The following is a 2,301-nucleotide window of genomic DNA, read 5'->3' as shown; positions in this document are numbered from 1 at the left end:
CGCCCACGCAAACGCGTAGGATTCGCGATCACGAATCTTCAGATAGCGCGACCGGCTGCTCCACCGTTCGAGCCGCACTTCGATGGCGGTTATGAGCTCGTCGGCGGCGAGATCCGTCTCGATGTCGGGCGTGTCGCCCGGCCGTTTGTGCAGCTTGGCAAATGCAAGCGTGCGCCTTCCCCGCGGACCTTCGATCTCGACGGTGGCATCGAGCGCAACCAGCGCCTGCGCGAAATCGCCGTGATACGTGGCGATGCAGGCATCGCTCGTACCCAGCACGGCGTGTTGGCGATTGGACCCTTCCATCGCAGCGCAACCGGAGCCGGGTTCGCGCTTGTTGCACGGCCAGGAAATCTCTCGAAAATACTCGCAGCGCGTACGTTGCAGCACATTGCCGCCCAGGCTCGCCATGTTGCGAAGCTGACCGCTGGCGGCGAATTTCAGGCTGTCGGCAAGGGCGGGGCAACGCCGCCGGACGTCATCGTTGTCGGCTGCTTCACCCATGCGGACCAGTGCACCAAACCGGATCGTGTTATCGTTTATCCTGATCTGCCGCAAGGCTGGCTCGGCAAGAGTGTTGAGGTCAAGCAGTCGGTCCGGCCGCGCGACACCGAGCTTCATGTAGTCGGCCAGATTGGTGCCGCCGGCGATGAATTGCGTGTCGGCGCCGGTTGGCGGAACGCGCACGGCATCGACACGGGATGCCATGGCGATTGCAGCGGAGACGCTGGTTGGTCTTTCATAAACGAAGGGGCGCATCCTAAGCCCTCCTGATCTCGTCGCGCGCCTGGACGATCGCCGCAACGATGTTGGGATACGCCGCACAGCGACATAGATTGCCGCTCATATATTCGCGAATGTCATCTTCCGATCCAGCATGGCCTTCGTTGATGCAACCGATTGCGGACATGATCTGACCCGGTGTGCAATAGCCGCATTGAAAGGCATCGTGGTCGACGAAGGCCTGCTGGACCGGATGCAGTTCCCCGTCCGTCGAGGCCAGGCCTTCCACCGTTGTGATCTCCCGCCCCTGGTTCATGACGGCAAAGCTCAAGCAGGACAGTACCCGCTTTCCATCGATCAGAACCGTGCAGGCGCCGCACTGACCGTGATCGCAACCTTTCTTGGTGCCGGTCAGGCCGACGTGGTCGCGCAGAGCGTCAAGCAGGCTGGTTCGATTGTCGAGCGCGAGATTGTAGGTCTGTTTGTTGATACGCATTGAAACCGCCGACAAGTCGCGCGGTTCGGCTGGCTTTGCGGACGCTGGCTGGGCAGCTCTCGTCGGGGAATTCACAAGCGGCATCGCCGCCGCCGCCGAAACAGAGGCCGTCATGAACATGCGTCTGCTCAGGCCACTGGACATCTTGGCATCGGGCATGGCTGGCTCCGGGCTGGCTGGGTCTCAAGCGGCCCAAACCAGTCGCGGAGGACAAAGTTCCCTCCTCACGAGCCTGTGATCCTTTTTCTGCTGGCGGGATCGATATAACCGGAACCTCGCCTGTCGAGCGATGGTTGTGTGCCAAGAGCCGGTGTGTGCCAAGGGCCGGAAGGAGGCGATCATGAGCGATGGTCGGCATGACAAGGACGGTGACAATGGACCTGTGTTCTCTGCGGAGCAGGCGAGACAGGGCGAGATCATCCTGCGAACGCGCACGCGTCGGGTTATGTTCATAGCCGGCTTGGTCGGTATCGTGATCCTGGCCATCGTGGTCAGGTTGGCAATCGGCTGAACCAATTCCGCCAGGCGCGAAACCGTGCCCGGTCGCCAGGAACCTTTTACGACCAGTTGTCGTTGACTGGCCACGGTCAAAACTCCTGGGAGTTCTCCCGTGGACGCGAAAACCCAAACCGAAGAATCTGAAACCGGCGACACGCACGCCACGTCACGCAGGGCCACCTCAGAGGCGGCGCCAAAGCACCGGAGAGACGTCGGTCAGGAGCACAAGCAGGATAAGCAGGCCGGAGAACCAAAGCCCAGCCTGCTGAGCTTCCCTCGGCGGCACCCTTACATATCCATCGCCATCCTGCTCGCAGTGCTGCTGATTGCCGTAGGGCTGGTCTTGTGGTGGCTGGACGCGCGTCAGTATGAATCGACCGACGATGCTTTCATCGACGCCCGCACGGTGACGATCGGTGCCGAGATATCGGGTCGTATCACCGATGTCGCGGTCACCGACAACCAGTCTGTGAAAGCCGGCGACGTGCTCTTGCGCATCGACGACAGCGACTATCAGGCAAGCCTGGCGGAAGCCGACGCCGGTGTGGCCTCGGCGCAGGCCGAGATCGTCGATGTCGGTGCAC

4 protein-coding genes are annotated in these 2,301 nt (G+C 61.7%); 2 read left to right on the top strand and 2 right to left on the bottom strand.

Going from position 1 to position 2,301, the window contains the following annotated elements:
• Together EN994_RS27800 and EN994_RS27795 are read right to left on the bottom strand one after the other, a co-directional pair.
• A partial coding sequence (locus EN994_RS27800; RefSeq protein ID WP_127307979.1) for an FAD binding domain-containing protein occupies positions 1–759 on the bottom strand: 759 nt, incomplete at its 3' end.
• A 1-nt stretch (position 760) separates the two neighbouring features.
• A complete protein-coding gene (locus EN994_RS27795) occupies positions 761–1,378 on the bottom strand; it encodes a (2Fe-2S)-binding protein (RefSeq protein WP_013531562.1) in 618 nt (205 codons plus the stop codon).
• A 181-nt stretch (positions 1,379–1,559) separates the two neighbouring features.
• Here EN994_RS27795 and EN994_RS27790 point away from each other — a divergent pair, with 181 nt between their 5' ends.
• Together EN994_RS27790 and EN994_RS27785 are read left to right on the top strand one after the other, a co-directional pair.
• Positions 1,560–1,730 (top strand): hypothetical protein, encoded by a 171-nt coding sequence (locus EN994_RS27790; protein WP_082826673.1) that lies wholly within the window; start codon positions 1,560–1,562, stop codon positions 1,728–1,730.
• Positions 1,731–1,829: 99 nt separating this feature from the next.
• Positions 1,830–2,301 (top strand): biotin/lipoyl-binding protein (locus tag EN994_RS27785; RefSeq protein ID WP_245466098.1); only part of this gene is annotated, 472 nt, incomplete at its 3' end.

Source organism: Mesorhizobium sp. M7A.F.Ca.CA.002.09.1.1, assembly GCF_003998555.1.
In the GTDB taxonomy this organism is placed as follows: domain Bacteria; phylum Pseudomonadota; class Alphaproteobacteria; order Rhizobiales; family Rhizobiaceae; genus Mesorhizobium; species Mesorhizobium ciceri.
This window is presented reverse-complemented; position numbering and strand designations above follow the sequence as displayed.